This is a genomic window from Streptomyces crystallinus, from assembly GCF_039521265.1.
GTDB lineage: Bacteria > Actinomycetota > Actinomycetes > Streptomycetales > Streptomycetaceae > Streptomyces > Streptomyces crystallinus.
On record NZ_BAAACA010000039.1, the window covers coordinates 106332 to 120006 of the forward strand.

13 protein-coding genes and 1 pseudogene are annotated in these 13675 nt (G+C 69.2%); 8 read left to right on the forward strand and 6 right to left on the reverse strand.

The window, feature by feature from the left end:
• The first annotated feature begins 97 nt into the window (after positions 1 to 97).
• Positions 98 to 1612, forward strand: coding sequence for a glycosyltransferase family 87 protein (locus ABD236_RS27785; RefSeq protein ID WP_344078198.1), 1515 nt, complete (start codon positions 98 to 100; stop codon positions 1610 to 1612).
• A gap of 76 nt (positions 1613 to 1688) precedes the next feature.
• Here ABD236_RS27785 and ABD236_RS27790 read toward each other — a convergent pair whose 3' ends face one another.
• The 3 genes from ABD236_RS27790 to ABD236_RS27800 form a co-directional block, all read right to left on the reverse strand.
• Positions 1689 to 2720 carry an alanine racemase gene (locus ABD236_RS27790; protein ID WP_344078201.1) on the reverse strand — a complete coding sequence of 344 codons (1032 nt, stop codon included), beginning with the start codon at positions 2718 to 2720 and terminating at the stop codon, positions 1689 to 1691.
• A 68-nt stretch (positions 2721 to 2788) separates the two neighbouring features.
• The gene (locus ABD236_RS27795) at positions 2789 to 3907 is read right to left on the reverse strand and encodes a lipid II:glycine glycyltransferase FemX (RefSeq protein WP_344078204.1); all 1119 of its coding nucleotides are present in this window, start codon (positions 3905 to 3907) and stop codon (positions 2789 to 2791) included.
• Between the two features lie 124 nt (positions 3908 to 4031).
• Positions 4032 to 4352, reverse strand: a complete 321-nt coding sequence (locus ABD236_RS27800; protein ID WP_344078206.1) for a hypothetical protein — start codon at positions 4350 to 4352, stop codon at positions 4032 to 4034.
• A gap of 271 nt (positions 4353 to 4623) precedes the next feature.
• Here ABD236_RS27800 and rpsF point away from each other — a divergent pair, with 271 nt between their 5' ends.
• The 4 genes from rpsF to rplI all read left to right on the forward strand — a co-directional run bounded on the left by rpsF (position 4624) and on the right by rplI (position 6325).
• The gene (gene rpsF / locus ABD236_RS27805) at positions 4624 to 4914 is read left to right on the forward strand and encodes a 30S ribosomal protein S6 (RefSeq protein WP_067162183.1); all 291 of its coding nucleotides are present in this window, start codon (positions 4624 to 4626) and stop codon (positions 4912 to 4914) included.
• Positions 4915 to 4989: 75 nt separating this feature from the next.
• Positions 4990 to 5580, forward strand: coding sequence for a single-stranded DNA-binding protein (locus tag ABD236_RS27810; RefSeq protein WP_344078209.1), 591 nt, complete (start codon positions 4990 to 4992; stop codon positions 5578 to 5580).
• Positions 5581 to 5623: 43 nt separating this feature from the next.
• A complete protein-coding gene (gene rpsR / locus ABD236_RS27815; protein WP_005315025.1) occupies positions 5624 to 5860 on the forward strand; it encodes a 30S ribosomal protein S18 in 237 nt (78 codons plus the stop codon).
• Between the two features lie 18 nt (positions 5861 to 5878).
• On the forward strand, positions 5879 to 6325 hold the full coding sequence (gene rplI / locus ABD236_RS27820) for a 50S ribosomal protein L9 (RefSeq protein ID WP_067162187.1): 447 nt from the start codon (positions 5879 to 5881) through the stop codon (positions 6323 to 6325).
• 183 nt (positions 6326 to 6508) lie between these two features.
• Here the strand turns inward: rplI and ABD236_RS27825 are convergent.
• A pseudogene (locus ABD236_RS27825) lies at positions 6509 to 7847 on the reverse strand (MATE family efflux transporter).
• 441 nt (positions 7848 to 8288) lie between these two features.
• On the opposite strand from ABD236_RS27825, the gene dnaB reads away from it, so the two are divergent.
• Together dnaB and ABD236_RS27835 are read left to right on the forward strand one after the other, a co-directional pair.
• Positions 8289 to 9758 carry a replicative DNA helicase gene (dnaB, locus tag ABD236_RS27830; RefSeq protein ID WP_067162191.1) on the forward strand — a complete coding sequence of 490 codons (1470 nt, stop codon included), beginning with the start codon at positions 8289 to 8291 and terminating at the stop codon, positions 9756 to 9758.
• Positions 9759 to 9900: 142 nt separating this feature from the next.
• Positions 9901 to 11277, forward strand: coding sequence for a serine hydrolase domain-containing protein (locus ABD236_RS27835; protein WP_344078368.1), 1377 nt, complete (start codon positions 9901 to 9903; stop codon positions 11275 to 11277).
• Between the two features lie 97 nt (positions 11278 to 11374).
• Here ABD236_RS27835 and ABD236_RS27840 read toward each other — a convergent pair whose 3' ends face one another.
• Together ABD236_RS27840 and ABD236_RS27845 are read right to left on the reverse strand one after the other, a co-directional pair.
• Entirely contained in the window at positions 11375 to 11827 is a 453-nt protein-coding gene (locus ABD236_RS27840) for a GNAT family N-acetyltransferase (RefSeq protein ID WP_344078211.1), read from the reverse strand.
• Positions 11828 to 11853: 26 nt separating this feature from the next.
• Positions 11854 to 12312, reverse strand: a complete 459-nt coding sequence (locus ABD236_RS27845; RefSeq protein ID WP_344078213.1) for a MarR family winged helix-turn-helix transcriptional regulator — start codon at positions 12310 to 12312, stop codon at positions 11854 to 11856.
• 141 nt (positions 12313 to 12453) lie between these two features.
• Here ABD236_RS27845 and ABD236_RS27850 point away from each other — a divergent pair, with 141 nt between their 5' ends.
• Entirely contained in the window at positions 12454 to 13665 is a 1212-nt protein-coding gene (locus ABD236_RS27850; protein WP_344078215.1) for an MFS transporter, read from the forward strand.
• The last annotated feature ends 10 nt before the right edge of the window (positions 13666 to 13675 follow it).

A 13675-nucleotide genomic window follows, 5' to 3' on the forward strand; every position in this document is an offset into this window, starting at 1 on the left:
CCGCTGACGCCAGGGGCGATGTTTCACGTGAAACGGTGTTTCACGTGAAACATCGCCCCTCGGCATTTCCCCAGAGCTGTACGGCAGGATGTGCGGCATGACGAGCGAGACCAGTGCCCGCGCGTACGAGGACCGGCGTGTGAAGCCCGCCGAACCCGTCGTACGGCCCACGGAGCAGGATGAGGTCGCCGCGGCCGGCAGCGAGGTGCTGGGCGGCCCGATGGGCCGCTGGGCCTGGGGGGCGGGCCACTGGCTCACTCCCGTACGGGTCATCGCCCTCGTCGCCATCGGCATGTTCGCCCTCGGTATGGCGCAGAAGGCCCCCTGCTACGAATGGGCCTGGTTCCGGGGTGTGAACTCCCAGTACACCCACGCCTGCTACTCCGACATCCCGCACCTGTACGTGGGCCGGGGCTTCGCCGACGGGAAGATCCCCTACTTCGACCGGCTCTCCGGCGACATGGACTTCCTCGAATACCCGGTGCTGACCGGGCTGTTCATGGAGGTGGCCTCCTGGCCGGTCTCCTGGATGTCCGGCAGCAGCATGCAGCACCGCGAGCAGATCTACTGGATGGTCAACGCGGGCATGCTGATGGCCTGCACGGCCGTCATCGCCGTCTGTGTCGCGCGGACCCACCGCCGCCGCCCCTGGGACGCCCTGCTGGTCGCCCTGGCACCCGCATTCGCGCTCACCGCGACGATCAACTGGGACCTCTTCGCCATCGCGCTGACGGCCGCCGCCATGCTGATGTGGTCCCGCAGCCGCCCACTCGCCTTCGGCATCCTGATCGGACTCGCGACAGCCGCCAAGCTGTACCCCGTCCTGCTTCTCGGACCGCTGCTGTTCCTGTGCTGGCGGGCCGGGAAGTGGCGGGAGTACGGAGTGGCACTGTTCGGAGCCGCGGCCGCGTGGCTGGCCGTGAACGTGCCGGTGATGCTGCTCGCCCCCGAGGGCTGGAAGAAGTTCTACACGTTCAGCCAGGAGCGGTCCGTGGACTTCGGCTCCTTCTGGCTGATCATCTCGCAGCGCACCGGCAAGTCCCTGGACGTCGACCTGGTGAACAACCTGGCGACGCTGCTGATGGTGCTGCTGTGTGTGGGCATCGCGGCGCTGACGCTGACCGCGCCGCGCCGGCCGCGCTTCGCCCAGCTCGCCTTCCTGGTCGTCGCCGCGTTCATCCTGACCAACAAGGTCTACTCGCCGCAGTACGTGCTCTGGCTGGTCCCGCTGGCCGCGCTGGCCAGGCCGCGCTGGCGGGACTTCCTGATCTGGCAGGCCGGGGAGGTCGTCTACTTCCTCGGGATCTGGATGTACCTGGCGTACACGATGAGCGGCGAGAAGCACCAGGGGCTGCCGCCGGAGGGCTATCAGCTGGCCATCGCCGCCCATCTGCTGACGACGCTCTATCTGTGTGCGGTGATCGTGCGCGACATCCTGATGCCCGAGCGGGACGTCGTACGGCGCGACGGCGCGGACGACCCGTCCGGCGGGGTGCTCGACGGGGCCGGGGACGTGTTCGTCCTGGGGCAGGCGGCGCATCCGCCCCGGCACGCGGCCCACCTGGTGGAGGGCCCGCGGGTGGAGTGGGGCACGGGGCAGCCGGGCGCCTGAGCACGCCGGATCGACGCGAAGGGCCCCCGCCGGTGGCGGGGGCCCTTCGTCACATCCGGATGCAGACTGCTCTCGTCTAGCGGTCGACCAGACGGTCGAACTGCGTCGTGGTGTGCCGCAGATGGGCCACCAGCTCGTCGCCCACGCGCGGCTCCTGGGAGTCGGACGGGACGAAGAGGATCGACACCTGCATGTGCGGCGGTTCGGCGAACCAGCGCTGCTTGCCGTCCCAGACGAAGGGCGACAGATTGCGGTTGACGGTCGCCAGACCGGCCCGGGCGACGCCCTTGGCACGCGGCATCACCCCGTGCAGCGCCTTGGGGGCCTCGAGCCCGACGCCGTGCGAGGTGCCGCCGGCGACGACGACCAGCCAGCCGTCGGAGGCGGCCTTCTGCTGGCGGTAGCCGAAACGATCACCCTTCGCGACCCGGGTGACGTCCAGGACCGCACCCCGGTACTCGGTCGCCTCGTGGTCGCCGAGCCACAGCCGCGTGCCGATACGGGCGCGGAAGCGGGTCTGCGGGAACTGCTGCTGCAGCCGCGCCTGCTCCTCGGCCCGCAGATGGCTGACGAACATGGTGTGCAGCGGCAACCGGGCCGCGCGCAGCCGGTCCATCCACGCGATGACCTCCTCGACCGCGTCCGAGCCGTCGGTGCGGTCGAGGGGGAGGTGCAGGGCGAAGCCCTCCAGGCGCACGTCGTCGATGGCGGAGTGGAGCAGGCCGAGCTCCTCCTCCTTGATGCCGTGGCGCTTCATCGAGCTCATGCACTCGATGACCACACGGGCGCCCACCAGGGCGTGCACCCCGTCCACGGACGACACGGAGCGGATGACGCGGTCCGGCAGCGGCACCGGCTCCTCGCTCCGCCGGAACGGCGTGAGCACCAGCAGGTCGCCGCCGAACCAGTCCTTGATGCGGGCGGCCTCATAGGTGGTGCCGACCGCCAGGACGTCCGAGCCGAACCGGTTCACCTCCTCGGCCAGCCGCTCGTGGCCGAAGCCGTAGCCGTTGCCCTTGCAGACCGGGACGATGCCCGGGAACTGGTCGACCACGGACTTCTGGTGCGCCCGCCAGCGAGCGGTGTCGACGTACAGGGAGAGCGCCATGGCCGGATCCGGAACCTTTCTGGTGGCTGCGGTGTATCAGAGGTATGAGAGACGAGATTACGCAACCATCAGCGCCGCGACATGTAGATGTCGAGGGCCTTGTGCAGCAGCTTGTTCAGCGGGAAGTCCCACTCACCGACGTACTCGACGGCCTCGCCGCCGGTGCCCACCTTGAACTGGATGAGACCGAAGAGGTGGTCGGTCTCATCGAGCGAGTCGGAGATGCCGCGCAGGTCGTAGACGGTCGCGCCCATGGCGTACGCATCGCGCAGCATCCGCCACTGCATCGCGTTCGAGGGCCGGACCTCACGGCCGATGTTGTCGGAGGCGCCGTAGGAGTACCAGACGTGCCCGCCCACGACGAGCATCGTCGCCGCCGACAGGTTCACGCCGTTGTGCCGCGCGAAATACAGCCGCATCCGGTTGGGGTCCTCGTTGTTGAGGACGGTCCACATGCGCTGGAAGTACGAGAGCGGGCGCGGCCGGAAGTGGTCACGGACGGCAGTGATCTCGTACAGCCGCTGCCACTCCTCAAGGTCGTGGTAGCCACCCTGGACGACCTCGACGCCGGCCTTCTCGGCCTTCTTGATGTTGCGGCGCCACAGCTGGTTGAAGCCCTTGAGGACGTCGTCGAGCGAGCGGTTGGCGAGCGGCACCTGGAAGACATAGCGCGGCTGCACATCGCCGAAGCCCGCGCCGCCGTCCTCACCCTGCTGCCAGCCCATCTTCCGCAGCCGGTCGGCGACTTCGAAGGCACGCGGCTCGATGTGGGTGGCCTCGACGTCCCGCAGACGCTTGACGTCCGGGTCCTGGATGCCGGACTTGATGGCGGCCGAGTCCCAGCGCCGGATGACGACGGGCGGCCCCATCTTCACCGAGAATGCGCCCTGGTGCTTGAGGTGCGCCAGCATCGGCTGGAGCCAGTCGTCGAGGTTCGGGGCGTACCAGTTGATGACCGGGCCCTCGGGCAGGTACGCGAGATACCGCTTGATCTTCGGCAGCTGCCGGTAGAGCACCAGACCCGCGCCGACCATCTGGCCGCTCTTGTCGAACCAACCGAGGTTCTCCGAGCGCCACTCGGTCTTCACCTCAGCCCACGCCGGGACCTGGCAGTGGCTCGCCGCGGGCAGGCTCTGGATGTACGCCAGATGCTGCTCTCGGCTGATGGTCCTCAGGGTCAGGCTCATGCGGGGCGCTCCTCGGCAGGTGTGTCCCCATGGGTACAGGGGCTCCGGCTCTCGCGCCGAAGCCTACTGCGCCCGGGGAGCGCCCCGGATGGCCGTACGGGCCCTGGGTCGGTGCGGGCTGCTCTCAGCCGCCGACGACACCGCCGAAGAGGCCGCCGTGTGCCATGCCCAGGAAGAAGCCGACCGCGGAGGCGCCGAGCCCGAGGATCAGCAGGAACCGCTCGCGGGTCGTCTCCGAGATGAACTGTCCGTACGCCCCGGTGAGGATTCCGACGAGGCCCGCCCACGAGCTGAGCAGATGCAGGTTGTGGAAGAACGCGGTGATGAAGGCCAGTGCGCCGAGGACGACGGTCACCGCCATGAAGGCGTCCTGGAGGGGGTGGGGCTTGCCGTCGGTGGCGAAGAGGGAGACGACGGACGAGTTCGATCGCATTGCCTGTGCCATGGGGCACCTCCTGGCGGAAGCGGAACGCGGCGAAGGGTAGCGCCGCGCACACCCGATGTGTACAGATTGTGCCCCCTGACCGCCGGATTTCAACCGGAAGCGGGTGTGCAGGTACTCTGTACGGTCTGCACCGGTGTCTGCCCTGGCCAGGACGCGGTCCCCCTCCCTCGGAGCGGGATTGTCAGTGGCGGCGGATACCGTTGCGTACGCATCACGACCCTCCTGCCACGGAACGACCGTGGCCGCTGAGTCCAAAGGAGGTGGGTTCCACATGCGTCACTACGAGGTGATGGTCATCCTCGACCCCGATCTGGAGGAGCGCGCTGTCTCCCCCCTGATCGAGAACTTCCTCTCCGTCGTCCGTGAGGGCAACGGAAAGGTCGAGAAGGTCGACACCTGGGGCCGTCGTCGTCTCTCCTACGAGATCAAGAAGAAGCCCGAGGGCATCTACACGGTCATCGACCTCCAGGCCGAGCCTGCGGTCGTCAAGGAGCTCGACCGTCAGATGAACCTGAACGAGTCGGTCCTCCGGACCAAGGTCCTCCGTCCCGAGACCCACTGAGCTTCCGCTCAGAAGTCTTCGGGTTCCGAGTAGCAACACAGCAGCCAGCAGCAATCCCCGCCGAGAGGTTCACCCATGGCAGGCGAGACCGTCATCACGGTCGTCGGCAATCTCGTCGACGACCCCGAGCTGCGCTTCACCCCGTCCGGTGCGGCCGTCGCGAAGTTCCGTATCGCGTCGACTCCCCGCACCTTCGACCGTCAGACCAATGAGTGGAAGGACGGCGAGAGCCTGTTCCTGACCTGCTCGGTCTGGCGTCAGGCGGCGGAGAACGTCGCCGAGTCGCTTCAGCGAGGCATGCGCGTCATCGTGCAGGGCCGGTTGAAGCAGCGGTCCTACGAGGACCGCGAGGGCGTCAAGCGCACGGTCTACGAGCTGGACGTCGACGAGGTCGGCCCCAGCCTCAAGAGCGCCACGGCCAAGGTCACCAAGACCACCGGTCGAGGCGGCCAGGGTGGTTACGGCGGCGGTGGCCAGCAGCAGGGCGGCGGCAGCTGGGGCGGAGCCCCCAGCGGTGGTCCCCAGGGCGGCGGCGCTCCCGCCGACGACCCCTGGGCCTCCAGCGCGCCGGCCGGCGGTGGCCAGCAGCAGGGTGGCGGCGGTGGCGGCTGGGGCGGAAGCTCCGGCGGCTCCGGCGGCGGCTACTCGGACGAGCCGCCCTTCTAGGGCAGCCCGTACCCCCACTTCTTGATCACACAGGAGAAACACCATGGCGAAGCCGCCTGTGCGCAAGCCTAAGAAGAAGGTCTGCGCTTTCTGCAAGGACAAGACCGCTTACGTGGACTACAAGGACACGAACATGCTGCGGAAGTTCATTTCCGACCGCGGCAAGATCCGTGCCCGCCGCGTGACCGGCAACTGCACGCAGCACCAGCGTGACGTCGCCACGGCCGTCAAGAACAGCCGTGAGATGGCGCTGCTGCCCTACACGTCCACCGCGCGATAAGGGAAGGGTGACCGAAAAATGAAAATCATCCTCACCCACGAGGTCTCTGGCCTCGGTGCCGCTGGCGACGTCGTCGACGTCAAGGACGGCTACGCTCGCAACTACCTGGTCCCGCGTGGTTTCGCGATCCGCTGGACCAAGGGCGGCGAGAAGGACGTCGAGCAGATCCGTCGTGCTCGCAAGATCCACGAGATCGCCACCATCGAGCAGGCCAACGAGATCAAGGCCCGCCTCGAGGGCGTGAAGGTGCGTCTGGCCGTTCGCTCCGGCGACGCCGGCCGTCTCTTCGGCTCCGTCACCCAGGCCGACGTCGCTGCGGCGATCAAGGCTGCCGGTGGCCCGGACGTGGACAAGCGTCGCGTCGAGCTCGGCTCGCCGATCAAGACCCTGGGCGCGCACCAGGTGTCCGTGCGTCTGCACGCCGAGGTTGCCGCGAAGGTTGGCGTCGAGGTCGTCGCCGCCTAAGGGCAGAGCTCAGCAGAGCATAAGAAGGGCCGCATCCTCTGGGGTGCGGCCCTTCGCCGTTGTCGGAGGGGGCGCGAGCGCGATGTTTCACGTGAAACAGCCCGCTCGCTTGGGCTGGCGCTGCGTTTCACGTGAAACATCGTGCCCGCCGCGCCCACGCGGGGCCCGGCCCTCCGTGCGGTATCAGCGCGTCGCGCCCGTCACCAGCCAGCGGCCCGAGCGGGCCCGGAGCCATAGCGTCAGCATCCGGACGGTCATCATCAGCGCCATCGCCCACCACAGGGCGGTGAGTCCGCCGCCGAGCGTCGGGACCAGCAGCGCCACGGGAGCGAAGCAGGCGAGGGTCACCAGCATGGCCCCCGCCAGATAGGGGCCGTCGCCCGCGCCCATGAGCACTCCGTCGAGGACGAAGACGACGCCCGCGATCGGCTGGGAAAGGGCGACGACGAGGAGAGCGGGCAGCAGGGTGTCCTGGACCGTGTGGTCGCCGGTGAAGAGCGGGATGAACAGCGGCCTGGCGACGGCCACGAGCAGGCCGAGCACCACGCCCGCCGCGATGCCCCACTCCACCATGCGCCGGCACGCCTGGCGGGCGCACTCCGTGTCCTCGGCCCCCAGATAGCGGCCGATGATGGCCTGCCCGGCGATGGCTATGGCGTCCAGGGCGAACGCCAGCAGGCTCCACAGGGACAGGATGATCTGGTGGGCGGCGATATCGGCATCGCCGAGACGGGCGGCGACGGCGGTGGCGATCATCAGGACGGCACGCAGGGAGAGCGTACGGACCAGCAGAGGAACCCCCGCCTGGGCGCTGGCGCGGATACCCGCCGCGTCGGGGCGCAGTGAGGCGCCGTGCCGCCGGGCTCCCCGTACGACCACCGAGAGGTAGACGGCAGCCATGGCCACCTGGGCGATGACGGTGCCCCAGGCGGATCCTGCGATGCCGAGGTCCGCTCCGTAAACGAGCCCGACGTTCAGTGCCGCGTTCAGGGCGAAGCCGCCGATGGCGACATAGAGCGGGGTTCTCGTGTCCTGGAGGCCGCGCAGGATGCCGGTGGCCGCGAGCACCATCAGCATGGCGGGGATGCCCAGCGCGGAGATACGCAGATAGGTGACGGCGTAGGGGGCAGCGGTGTCCGAGGCGCCGAAGAGGTCGATGAACCAGGGGGCCGCGGGCAGGACGACGGCTATGACGGCTGCGCCGAGGAGCAGGGCGAGCCAGACGCCGTCCATGCCCCTGGCGTATGGCTTCCTGAAGATCTCCGGCGCCGACGCGGCGGGCCACGGCGGCTGTGGTGGCGTAGGCGAGGAAGACGAAGACGCTCACGGCGGTGGTGAGGAGGGCCGCCGCGATGCCCAGGCCGGCCAGTTGCGGGGTGCCGAGGTGGCCGACGATCGCACTGTCGGCCATGACGAAGAGCGGCTCGGCGACCAGAGCGCCGAAGGCGGGGACGGCGAGCGAGACGATCTCGCGGTCGTGTCGGCGCCGGGTGTTCCTCGGTGCCACTGGGGCCTGTGTCATGAACTCAATCTAATCTTCCACAGGTAAGAGATGCAATGCATTAGTGATCCTTACCTTGGAACCGGAGTGCGGTTCTGCTGTGCGCCGTTTGTCGTGATCTTGGGCCAGCCGGGAAAGTTTTTCTCCCCCACAGCCAGTGGATGGAAAAGCCGCAGGTCAGGGTGGCGTTAGTGGGGCGGCTATGACTTTGTCCACAGTGCTGTCCCCCGGTCCGTGCACAGGTTCTGCGGGGTTCTCCACAGCATCTGGTCCGTCGTCCACATGGCCTGTGGATAACCAGATTGGCTGACGGTGCCGACGGGCCTAACGTGGACCGGCGCCCGACGCGCCGGAACCGGAGTCGGGCCTCTCGTTTTGTCAGTGTCGTGCCGTAGAAAGAGTGGCACGGCTAGGTCCGCGGAGCGGACGGGAGGAGGTGGCCCGGTGAGCATTCCCGAGCCCTTGGACGACCCCTGGGCCGACAGCGGTCCGGGTGACCGTCTGCCCGTCTCCCGACCCCGCCGCGCCGAGGGGCGGGGCCGCGGCCGCGACGACCAGCACGACCGGGGCAGCGAGAGCGAGTCCTGGGACGGCGGCGGCTCGTCGGGCTTCGAGCGGGTCCCTCCGCAGGACATCGACGCCGAGCAGTCCGTCCTCGGCGGCATGCTGCTCTCCAAGGACGCCATCGCGGACGTCGTGGAGATCATCAAGGGCCATGACTTCTACCGGCCGGCGCACGAGACCGTCTACACGGCGATCCTCGACCTGTACGCGAAGGGCGAGCCGGCCGACCCGATCACCGTGGCGGCCGAGCTGGTCAAGCGGGGCGAGATCACCCGCGTCGGGGGCGCCTCGTATCTGCACACCCTGGTCCAGTCGGTGCCGACCGCGGCCAACGCGTCGTACTACGCGGAGATCGTCCACGAGCGGGCGGTGCTCCGCCGCCTGGTCGAGGCGGGCACCAAGATCACGCAGATGGGATACGCGGCGGACGGCGACGTCGACGAGATCGTCAACTCCGCCCAGGCCGAGATCTACGCGGTCACCGAGCAGCGCACCAGCGAGGACTACCTCCCGCTCGGCGACATCATGGAGGGCGCGCTCGACGAGATCGAGGCGATCGGCTCGCGCAGCGGCGAGATGACGGGTGTGCCGACCGGCTTCACCGACTTCGACTCGCTCACCAACGGCCTGCACCCGGGCCAGATGATCGTCATCGCGGCCCGTCCCGCCATGGGTAAGTCCACGCTGGCGCTGGACTTCGCCCGGGCCTGTTCCATCAAGCACAACCTGCCCAGCGTGATCTTCTCCCTCGAAATGGGCCGCAACGAGATCGCGATGCGTCTCCTGTCGGCCGAGGCCCGGGTCGCGCTGCACCACATGCGCTCCGGCACCATGACCGACGAGGACTGGACCCGCCTCGCCCGCCGGATGCCGGATGTCTCCCAGGCCCCGCTGTACATCGACGACTCCCCGAACCTGTCGATGATGGAGATCCGCGCCAAGTGCCGTCGGCTCAAGCAGCGCAACGACCTCAAGCTCGTCGTCATCGACTACCTCCAGCTGATGCAGTCCGGTGGCTCCAAGCGCGCCGAGAGCCGCCAGCAGGAGGTCTCGGACATGTCGCGAAACCTCAAGCTGCTCGCCAAGGAGCTGGAGCTCCCCGTCATCGCGCTGTCCCAGCTGAACCGTGGCCCCGAGCAGCGCACCGACAAGAAGCCGATGGTCTCCGACCTGCGTGAGTCCGGCTCCATCGAGCAGGACGCGGACATGGTCATCCTGCTGCACCGTGAGGACGCGTACGAGAAGGAGTCGCCGCGCGCGGGCGAGGCGGACCTGATCGTGGCCAAGCACCGTAACGGCCCCACGGCCACGATCACCGTGGCCTTCCAGGGCCACTACTCGCGCTTCGTGGACATGGCGCAGACCTGATCCGTCCCTGGCATGCGCGGGCCGGAGCCTGTGGCCCACGCCGGCTCACGCGTGTCGGCCGCGAAAACCGTTCGACGGCTGTGGGGCACGGGGATACACCTGGGCCATGACCTCATCCCCGTATGTACCGATCACCCCGCCGATGACCACGGCCCCGGCCGACCTGCTGCCCAGTACCGAACGCGCGCTGATCCACCGCCTCGCCGTCGCCCAGTCCGAGGGGAGGCTGCCTTCGCTGGTCGCCGCGGTGGTCCGCGAGGGCCGGATCGTCTGGACGGGCTCGCGCACTTCGGTCGAGGGCCACGGGCCGGACGCCGACGTCCAGTACCGCATCGGCTCGATCACCAAGACCTTCACCGCCGTACTGGTCATGCGACTGCGGGACGAGGGTCTGCTGGACCTCGAAGACCCGCTGGAGAAGCATCTGCCCGGTACTGGCGTCGGCGAGGTCACGATCGCCCAACTCCTCAGTCACAGCGCGGGGTTGGCGGCCGAGACACCCGCGCCCTGGTGGGAGCGGAGCTCGGCGGCGCTTCGCCCGGAGCTCTCGGACGTGCTGGGCGAGAACCCGCTGCTGCACCCGGTCGGCAGGCTGCACCACTACTCCAACCCTGGATACACGCTGCTCGGTTCGCTGGTCGCGGCGGTACGGGGGGTCTCCTGGGAGGAGGCCCTGCAGAGCGAGATCCTCGATCCGCTGGGGCTGACGAGGACCAGCTGCCGGCCGGTCGCCCCGCACGCCGGCGGCTGGGCCGTGCACCCCTGGGCCGACGCCCTGCTTCCCGAGCCGTCCGAGGACCTGGGGATCATGGCCCCGGCGGGCCAGCTCTGGTCGACCGCCGCCGACCTCTGCCGCTTCGCCGCCTTCCTCGCGGTGGGAGACGACCGGGTGCTGAGCGCCGCGAGCGTACGGGAGATGCGCACGCCGTCCGCCCCGCCCGAGGCGGGGGACTGGCACAGCGGCTACGGACTCGGTCTCCAGGTGACCCGCCAGGGCGACCGCCGCACGCTCACCGGGCACACCGGCTCCCTGCCCGGATTCGTGGCCGGTCTGTGGATCAGCGTCGAGGACGGCGTCGGGGCGGTCGCCCTCGCCAACTCCACCACGGGTGCGGCCGCCACAATCGCCGCCGATCTCATTCGGATCGTCGTCGATGCCGAGCCGAAGCTGCCCGCGCCGTGGCGGCCCCTGTCCGAGGTCGATCCGGCGCTCCTTGAGCTCACCGGGCCCTGGTACTGGGGGACTTACTCCTACGGCCTGCGGCTGAACTCCGACGGCTCGGTGGCGCTGGAGCCGCTGCGCGGCCCCGGTCGCGCGGCGAAGTTCGAGGCCCGGACGGACGGCAGCTGGATCGGGCTCGACGGCTATTACCAGGGCGAGATCCTGCGAGCTGTGCGCCGACCGGACGGTTCGGTGAGCCATCTCGACCTCGGGTCGTTCGTCTTCACCCGGGAGCCATACGGGCCGGCCGAGGCGGTCCCCGGAGGCGTCGACCCCGAAGGCTGGCGCGGGGTCTGATGTTTCACGTGAAACACGGCCTGTTCTACGGTCTGGTTTCACGTGAAACGCGACCCACGAGCCCCCGGGGTACGCGGCGAGTGACCGGCCCGGAGGGTCAGAGGGTCTTTTTGAAGCCCAGATGGGACGCCTCGAAGCCCAACCGCTCATAGAAGCGGTGGGCGTCGATCCGGGTGGCGTCCGACGTCAGCTGGACCAACTGGCAGCCTTGGCGCCCGGATTCCTCGACGGCCCACTCGATGAGCCGGGTGCCGAGGCCACTGCCTCGCTCATCGGCGTGGATGCGTACGCCTTCGATGATCGAGCGGGTGGCACCGCGCCGGGAGAGCCCGGGAATGACGGTCAGCTGGAGCGTGCCGACGACCTGGTCGCCGCGGACGGCGACGACCAGGTGCTGATGGGGATCCTCGGCCAGCCGCTGGAAGGCGGCGAGGTACGGGGCGAGGTCGTCCGGCGACTCCCGCTGGGCGCCCAGCGGGTCATCGGCGAGCATCGCCACGATCGCCGGGATGTCCTGCGGCGCGGCCGCTCGTATCTCAAGATCGCTCATGGCCCGGAGACTACGCCGGGGGAGCGCTACGCAGGGACGCGGAGTTCCTCGACGGCCCGGACCAGCGGGGCGAGCTCCGGGTTCCGTGCGGCCTCGTCGAGCGCCTCGCGCAGTGCGCGGTCGTTGGTGGGCCGGGCCTCGGCGAGCAGGGCCTGCCCGGACTCCGTCACGTCCGTGTAGATCCCGCGCCGGTCGGTGTCGCAGAGATAGCGGGTCAGCAGACCGCGGTCCTCCAGGCGGGTGACCAGGCGGGTGGTGGCCGACTGGCTGAGCACGACGGCGTCGGCGACCTGCTTCATCTGCAGATGTCCGCCCGGACCGCTGTGCTGGCGGCTGAGGACGTCCAGCAGCGAGTACTCGCGCACGCTCAGCTCGTGCCCCGACTGCAGGGCCCGCTCGATATGGGCCTCGATCTTCCCGTGCAGCAGCGAGAGGGCGCACCAGCCCTGGGAGAGGGCGGTGAGTGCGGGGTCCGTCGCGGTCATGCGTCTGTCCTCCGTCCGGAGCGGCTTGAGACCAGGATAGGTCACGAGTGCAATAGCCCGCGTTTGCAATTAACCCGCGTCTGCAATTATTGTGGACGCTCGTAAGGCGCTCGTGCAATCTCCTGGAAGGGTGAGAACCCCATGCCACTCGCGCTCCTAGCCCTGGCCATCGGGGCGTTCGGTATCGGCACCACCGAATTCGTGATCATGGGTCTGCTCCCGGAGGTGGCCGACACCTTCGACGTGACCATCCCCATGGCCGGCTACCTGGTGACCGGATACGCGCTCGGTGTGGTGCTCGGCGCCCCGCTGATGACGGTCCTGGGCACCCGGATCTCCCGCAAGCGCATGCTGATGCTGCTGATGGGCTTCTTCATCGTCGGCAACGTGCTCTCCGCCGTCGCCCCCGTCTTCGGGCTGATGCTCGCCGGACGGATCGTCGCCTCCCTGGCGCACGGCGCGTTCTTCGGCATCGGCTCGGTCGTCGCGGCCGATCTGGTCGCCCCCGAGAAGAAGGCCGGAGCCATCGCGATGATGTTCACCGGCCTCACCGTCGCCAATGTCGTCGGCGTCCCGCTGGGCACCCTGGTCGGCCAGCAGATCGGCTGGCGCACCACGTTCTTCGTCGTGGCCGCACTCGGTGTGGTCGGGCTGCTGGGCGTCGCCAAGCTTGTCCCCGACATGCCCAGGGCCGAGGGCGTCCGGCTGCGGCACGAGATCGCCGCGTTCCGCAACGTGCAGGTGCTGCTCGCCATGGCGATGACCGTGCTCGGCTTCGGCGGCGTCTTCGCCGCGATCACCTACATCACGCCGATGATGACCCATGTCACGGGCTACGCCGACGGCTCCGTCACCTGGCTGCTCGTCCTCTTCGGACTCGGCATGGTCGTCGGGAACCTGATCGGCGGCCGGTTCGCGGACCGGGCCCTGATGCCGATGCTCTACACGTCGCTGAGCGGCCTCGCCGTCGTCCTGGCCCTGTTCACCCTCACCGCCCATGACAAGACCGCCTCGGCCGTCACCGTCTTCCTGATCGGCGCGCTCGGCTTCGCGACCGTGCCACCGCTCCAGAAGCGCGTGCTCGACCAGGCCGCGGGCGCCCCCACCCTGGCCTCCGCCATGAACATCGGCGCCTTCAACCTCGGCAACGCGCTCTCCGCCTGGCTCGGCGGGCTCGTCATCGCCGCTGGCCTCGGCTACACCGCCCCGAACTGGGTCGGCGCCGCGCTCGCCGCCTCGGCTGTCGTCCTCGCCGTCGTCTCCAGCGCGCTGGAGAGGCGTACGGGGACGGACAGCCGGATCGTCACGGGCGCTGCGCCCGAGCCCGCCCGCGCCACCGCGGCGCACCACTGACCACCCGAAC